The organism is Tabrizicola sp., assembly GCF_034366665.1.
Taxonomy (GTDB): Bacteria; Pseudomonadota; Alphaproteobacteria; order Rhodobacterales; family Rhodobacteraceae; genus Tabrizicola.
This window is the reverse complement of sequence record NZ_JAXMMF010000065.1, coordinates 24,211-30,232: the sequence shown is the minus strand read 5'-3', so window position 1 is coordinate 30,232 and position 6,022 is coordinate 24,211. Positions and strand designations below refer to the sequence as shown.

The window sequence follows — 6,022 nt, the reverse complement described above, 5'->3', positions numbered from 1 at the left end:
ACGACGCTGGACGAAGACCGCACGCTTCTGATGCGCCGCATCGACCAGACGGCGATGCAGTCGGACGGGCTGCAGGCCCAGGCCACCGCGGTCCGGACCCAGCTTGACCTTGTGCAGGAAGAGCTGGCGATGCAGCGCGGTCTGCGGGCCAAGGGGCTGGCCCAGGCCGGAACCCTGCTGGCGCTGGAACGCGAAAAGGCACGGCTTGCGGGCCAGCTTGGCGCGCTGGAGGCCGAACTTGCGCGCAGCCAGGGCCAGATCATCGAGACCCAGATTCAGATCTCTGGCCTGGTCAGCACCAGGCGCGAGGCCGCAACGACCGAGCTGCGCGAGATCGAGGCGCAGATGCTGGAGCTGGCCGAACGCCGCCGCGCCCTGGCCGAGCGCATCGACCGCCTTCAGCTTCGCGCTCCGGTGTCCGGCGTGGTCCTGGGCCTCGAGGTGACGACGCCCCGCGCCGTTCTCCGCCCGGGCGAGCCGGTGCTTTACCTTGTGCCGCAGGACCGTCCCCTGGTGATCACCGCCCGCATCGCGCCGATCCACATCGACGAAGTGACCATCGGCCAGTCAGCGGAACTGGTGTTGCCGGCCTTCTCCTCGCGGACAACGCCACATCTGCGCGGGACCGTGGTCATGGTCTCGGCGGATGCGCTTCGCGACCCCGCGAACGGCACGCAGTACTACCGGGCCGAACTGGAACTGGCCCCGGGCGAAGCGGCCCGGCTTGGCGATCAGGCGCTGCTGCCGGGGATGCCCGTCGATGTCTTCCTGCAAACCGGAGAGCGGACACCGCTGGCCTATCTGGTCAAGCCTTTCACCGATTACCTGTCCCGCGCCTTCCGGGAAAGCTGACATGCAGGCCACACCTCCGAAGGGCCACACCCGTGGGGCGCGCGACACCTGCAAAAGGCCACACCCGCAAAAGATTATGCCACGAAACTGCACGACTTCGCCTGTTCAGCCTAGACTGACCCTGAAATGGCCACAAAGCTTGGTCTAGATACGCTCAACCTAAGCGAGTCGGCTGGAGACGGTGTGGAATTGGGCGGAATTGTGGCAAGCGGCACCGCATTGATCGAAGGACTGCGCAGCAAACTGCGCCTGACTGCTGTCGTGTCGACCGACGGCTGGGCGCGGACCTGGCTGTCGCGCGCGACGGCCGCTGCCGTCCGGGCCTTTCTGGTGATGATCCTGATCGTCGTGCCCTCGGTCATCCTGCCGGGCATCGGCACCGACACCAAGCAGATCGTGGCGCTGGTCGCACTGTTCGGAGGCGCGCTGGTGTTCTTCGAATACAACGCCGTCTACCCCAGCCTGATCGAGTTTCGGGATGGCGCGCCCTACAACCGCATCCGCTTTCTGATGATGCTGACGATCGTGGTGATCCTGTCTGCCATCGTCGCGGACATGGAACATTCGACCACAGTCTCGCGCTTCTTTCATGCCGTGGGGCTTTTGATCGGCGCCTCGCTGGACTTCCCCTATTCGCCGGTGCGGCTGGTCAGCTACATGCTGGACAGCAATGCCACGTCCGCTCAGATCGCGCAGGTCAAGATCGCCGCCGGGACGGCTTACCTGATCTCGCTGCTGTCGCTGGCGCTGTTCGTGATCGTGCTGAAGCTTGTCGGCTGGCCCTCGACCAAGGCCGCGTTCAACGTCTGGGTCAACCTGCCCACGTTCGAGCCAACGGCGGGCGGTGATGTCGTCGACCGGCTGGTGCGCGATTCGCATGTCAACCTGGCCGTGGGGTTCCTGTTGCCCTTCGTCATCCCGGCCGTGGTCGCCCTTCTCAGCACCGGCATCCCGGCCGAGACGCTGACCTCGCCGCAGACGCTGATCTGGGCGATGGCGCTGTGGGCCTATCTGCCCGCAGCGCTGATCATGCGGGCGGTGGCGATGGCGCGGATTGCCGACATGATCCGGATCAAGCGGGCCGCGAAGCTGGCGGTCCTGGGCGCGATCGAGCCGTCGAAGCTGGACCGCGACAGGGATGACGAGGACGACGATCTATAGCCGCGCCCTTCTGCTGGCCCTGCTTTGCAGCCCGGTTCAGGCCGATCCGCTGCGGGTGGCCACCTGGAATGTCGCTTTGGACCGGCAGGGGCCGGGGCTTCTGGTCAAGGACCTGGCCGCAGGTGATCCGCAGGCGCAGGCGGTGGTTCGGGTCCTCATGGCGCTGCAGGCGGATGTGGTGGTGCTGACCTCGGTCGACTATGACCGTGGCGGGGTGGCACTGGGGCTGCTGGCCGACCAGCTGCGCGCGGCGGGTCTGGACTATCCTCACCAATTCGCCTTGCGGCCGAACACGGGGATGCAGACCGGGTTCGACGTGGACGGAAACGGACGGCTGGGCGACGCGCGCGACGCGCAGGGCTTCGGGCTGTTTTCGGGCAACGCCGGGATGGCGGTGCTGTCGCGTCTGCCCATCGGCGAGGGGGCGCGGGACTTCTCGGACTTTCGTTGGGCAGACCTGCCGGGCGGCTTGTCCGACGATCCGGAGGGCCTTGCGTCGGTCCAGCGCCTGGCGACGACCGGGTTCTGGGACGTGCCGGTCGTGACCGCTTCGGGTCCCTTGCATCTTTTGGCCTGGCACGCCACGCCTCCGGTCTTTGACGGGCCCGAGGACCGCAATGGCCGCCGCAACCATGATGAGGCGGCGTTCTGGAGGCTGTTCCTGGACGGCAAGCTGCCGATGTCTCCACCCGACGCGCCCTTTGTGCTGCTGGGCGACGGCAATCTGGACCCCGCAGACGGCGACGGGCGGCGCGAAGGGATCGGGGGGCTGCTGGCGCATCCGTTGCTGCAGGACCCGATGCCGCGCGGCGGGCATGGGCGGGTCGAGCCGGCGCACAAGGGCGATCCGGCGCTGGATACGGTGATCTATGATGACCTTGGCGGGTTGCGGCTGGACTATGTGCTGCCGTCGGCAGGCCTTGCCGTGTCAGGGGCGGGCGTGCTGTGGCCCGCGTCGGACGATCCGCTGATGGCCGACCTTGTGGCGGCCTCGCATCACTTTCCGGTCTGGGTTGACATCAGCCTGCCCTGAAGGTGGCGGGCGATCACCGTGTCAAGGTCGGTGTCCAGCCAGTCCGGCAGCCAGCGCCGCAGGGGCGCGGGGTCCAGCCGGTGCGGGTGGTCAAAGAGGTACAGCATCTCGCGCAGCTCACGCGCCAGTTCCCAGACGGGGCTGGCAACAGTGAAGATCCAGCGCGGGAAGCGTTTTATGCGCATCGGTCGGCCGGACAGGCGTGAAATCCGGGCAGCAAGGTCGGAAATGGTGAAGGCGTGGCCTGCGAAGGGGATGTCGGCATAGGCGGGCAGCGCCTGGCCCAGGGCAACCAGAGCCACCGCCGCGCGGGCCATGTCGGGCAGGTAGGCATAAGCGTGCAGCGCGTCAGGGTCGCCCAGCGTGGTGATCTTTCCCTTCGCGACCTCACCCAGGATCAGCCGGTTCATCACCATCTGGGGCGCTTCCGGCAACAGGAAATCCCCGCCGCGGAGCAGGATCGTGCGCTGGCCCTGCCCTGCCGCCGCCCGATACCGCGCCTCCATCTCGGCGCGGATGCGGCCCTTGCGGCTGACCGGGCGGTGGGGCGTGTCGGCGTTCCAGGGACCGGGCTGGGTGCCATAGGGATAGACGTTGCCGGGGATGACAAGCGTCGCGCCCGAAGCTTTACCGGCGGCAAGGACCTCGGTCGTGATCCTGGGGATCAGCCGGTCCCAGTCGTGGTAGGCGGGCGGGTTCAGCCCGTTGACGATCAGGTCCGCGCCTTGCGCTGCAGCCACCATGTCGGTGCCGCGCGTGTAGCGGCGGACAGTCCAGCCCGCGCCTTGCAACGCCTTCGCCACCTGCCCGCCAAATCCGCCCGAGGCGCCAAGAACCAGTGCTGTCTGTGTCATGAGGGTCTCCTTTCCGCCGGATATGCGGTGGGCCGCGCGCAAATGGAATTGCATGAAATCGCCTATCCGATATTCATTCATGAATGGATTTGCCTGATTGGACCCTGATCCGTTCTTTCCTTGCCGTGGCCGAGGCCGGGTCCCTGTCGGCCGCCGCGCGGGCAACGGGAATCAGCCAGCCCACCCTGGGCCGCCACATCCAGACCATCCAGGCGCAGCTGCAGGTCCCGCTTTTCACCCGCATCGCCCAGGGTCAGGCCTTGACCGAGGCGGGGCAGGCGCTGCTGCCTTCGGCCCGCGCGATGCAGGCGGCGGCGGCAGAGCTGGCGCTGACCGCCAAGGGCCGCTCGGGTGGGATCGAGGGGACGGTGCGGATCACCGCCAGCCGCGTCGTGTCGCATGTGATCCTGCCAAGGGTTCTCGCCCTGCTGCGCGAGGCAGAGCCGGGCATCCAGATCGACCTCGTCCCCTCGGACACGACCGAGAACCTCCTCTTCGGCGAGGCGGACATCGCGCTGCGGATGTACCGGCCGACGCAGGCAGACCTGGTGGCCCGCCACATCGGCGACTTGCCGCTGGGCCTTTATGCCGCAAAAGACTACCTCAACCGCCGGGGCCACCCGACGACGCCCGAGGATCTGATGCAGCATGATTTCATCGGCCAGGACCGGATGGACCAGATCATCCGGGTGATGCGGACGCTGGGGATGGAGGTGGGGCGCAGCTTCTTCCCGGTGCGCTGCGATGATCCGCTGACCTATGTCGAACTGATCCGCGCGGGGTGCGGGTTGGGGGGTATCCTGCGCGCGGTGGGCGACGCCGATCCCACGCTGGAGCGCATCGACGTGATCCCCGACCTGCCCAGCCTGCCCGTCTGGCTGACCGCCGCCCCGCGCCTGCGCCAGTCTCCGCGCCTGCGGCGGGTCTGGGACGCGTTGGCCCGGGGCTTCCACGCTTGAAGTTTTCGCACCGAAAAGCTAGGCCGACCGCGACACATTTCCCAGGAGCATACCGTGGCAAACCCCTCCCTCCTTATCCTCGCCGGCGACGGCATCGGCCCGGAAGTCATGGCCGAGGTGAAGAAGATCATCGGCTGGATGGGGGCCAAGCGCGGCGTCCATTTCGACGTGTCCGAGGATCTGGTGGGCGGTTGCGCCTATGACGCGCATGGGGTCCCGCTGACCGACGCGACGATGGCCAAGGCGCAGGCGGTGGACGCGGTGCTTCTGGGTGCCGTGGGCGGGCCGAAGTACGATGCGTTGGACTTTTCCGTCAAACCCGAGCGCGGCCTTCTGCGGCTGCGCAAAGAGATGGACCTCTTTTCGAACCTGCGCCCGGCGCAGTGCTTTGACGCGCTGGCCGATTTCTCCAGCCTGAAGCGCGAGGTCGTCGCAGGTCTGGATATCGTCATCGTCCGGGAACTGACCAGCGGCGTCTACTTCGGCGAGCCGCGCGGGATCTTCAAGGAAGGCAACGAACGCGTCGGGATCAACACCCAGCGCTACACCGAAAGCGAAATCGCCCGCGTCGCCCGCTCGGCCTTTGAACTGGCCCGGAAACGCAACAACAAGGTCTGCTCGATGGAGAAGGCCAACGTGATGGAATCGGGCATCCTGTGGCGCGAGGTGGTGCAGGAAGTGCACGACCGCGACTACCCGGATGTCGCGCTGACCCATATGTATGCCGACAACGGCGCGATGCAGCTGTGCCGCTGGCCCAAGCAGTTCGACGTGATCGTGACGGACAACCTTTTTGGCGACGTCCTGTCGGACATGGCCGCGATGCTGACCGGATCCTTGGGGATGCTGCCCTCGGCCTCGCTGGGCCTGCCGATGGCCAACGGCCGACCGAAGGCGCTGTATGAACCTGTGCATGGCAGCGCTCCCGACATCGCGGGCCAGGGCAAGGCTAACCCGATCGCCTGCATCTTGTCCTTCGCGATGGCGCTGCGCTACAGCTTTGACATGGGCGAAGAGGCGACGCGGGTGGAAAAAGCAGTCGAAAAGGTGCTGGCCGACGGCGTCCGCACCGCTGATCTGATGGGACCAGAGGGCGGCACTCCGGTCTCGACCAGCCAGATGGGCGACGCCGTGATCGCCGCCCTGGACGCGAGCCTGTAACT

Annotated in this window: 6 protein-coding genes; 5 read left to right on the top strand and 1 reads right to left on the bottom strand. The window is 67.0% G+C overall.

Features of this window, described 5'->3' with window-relative positions; genetic code table 11:
- The 3 genes from U1E69_RS09180 to U1E69_RS09170 form a co-directional block, all read left to right on the top strand.
- On the top strand, nt 1-852 hold an 852-nt coding region (locus tag U1E69_RS09180; protein WP_322244083.1), incomplete at its 5' end, for an HlyD family type I secretion periplasmic adaptor subunit.
- 219 nt (nt 853-1,071) lie between these two features.
- On the top strand, nt 1,072-2,013 hold the full coding sequence (locus U1E69_RS09175) for a hypothetical protein (protein WP_322244082.1): 942 nt from the start codon (nt 1,072-1,074) through the stop codon (nt 2,011-2,013).
- On the top strand, nt 1,991-3,046 hold the full coding sequence (locus U1E69_RS09170; RefSeq protein WP_322244081.1) for an endonuclease/exonuclease/phosphatase family protein: 1,056 nt from the start codon (nt 1,991-1,993) through the stop codon (nt 3,044-3,046). The genes U1E69_RS09175 and U1E69_RS09170 overlap by 23 nt, the downstream gene beginning before the upstream one ends.
- Here U1E69_RS09170 and U1E69_RS09165 read toward each other — a convergent pair.
- On the bottom strand, nt 3,010-3,900 hold the full coding sequence (locus tag U1E69_RS09165; RefSeq protein WP_322244080.1) for an epimerase: 891 nt from the start codon (nt 3,898-3,900) through the stop codon (nt 3,010-3,012). The genes U1E69_RS09170 and U1E69_RS09165 overlap by 37 nt on opposite strands.
- An 83-nt stretch (nt 3,901-3,983) precedes the next feature.
- Here U1E69_RS09165 and U1E69_RS09160 point away from each other — a divergent pair, with 83 nt between their 5' ends.
- A complete protein-coding gene (locus tag U1E69_RS09160) occupies nt 3,984-4,859 on the top strand; it encodes a LysR family transcriptional regulator (RefSeq protein WP_322244079.1) in 876 nt (291 codons plus the stop codon).
- 54 nt (nt 4,860-4,913) lie between these two features.
- Nucleotides 4,914-6,020: a 3-isopropylmalate dehydrogenase gene (gene leuB, locus U1E69_RS09155; RefSeq protein ID WP_322244077.1), complete on the top strand. Its 1,107-nt coding sequence runs from the start codon at nt 4,914-4,916 to the stop codon at nt 6,018-6,020.
- Nucleotides 6,021-6,022 lie beyond the last annotated feature (2 nt).